Source organism: Oleiphilus sp. HI0066, from assembly GCF_001635725.1.
Map to the genome: position 1 here is coordinate 1 of NZ_LWFH01001720.1, position 430 is coordinate 430.

The 430-nt window shown below is 40.2% G+C and carries 1 protein-coding gene; it reads right to left on the reverse strand.

The window, feature by feature from the left end; genetic code table 11:
- Positions 1–430: hypothetical protein (locus A3738_RS31615; RefSeq protein WP_197474073.1), on the reverse strand; the 430-nt coding region annotated here is incomplete at both ends.

The following is a 430-nucleotide window of genomic DNA, read 5'->3' on the forward strand; positions in this document are numbered from 1 at the left end:
TGCAAGTAGATCATCAATCTGATCACCAGAGATCGACGCTACGATATTGTTATCGTCGCTCACATCACCGTTGTAGAACGTAATGCTGTTGTAGTCATCAACCGATCCCCAAAACAAACCGAAAAAGTTGTAAGTTTCGTCAAGCAAAATAGTTGCTGAACCATTTTGGTTAGGGTTTGGAACACTCAAATATTCACTGGTAATGCCAAAAGGAGGCGCACTTTGATTTGTACCACTTGGCGTTGAGTAGACTGTGTAGTCTCCAGAGATATTACCTACATTGCCTTCGTCAAAATCAATGATATCTAGGCTATCAGATACTGTACTTACAAATTGATTTTCGGCTTCAACAGTTGTTATCAAACCTGCTTGTGCAGATACACTCGCTGCCAATAAAGCGCTCGCTAATACTACTTTTTTCATTTTTAGC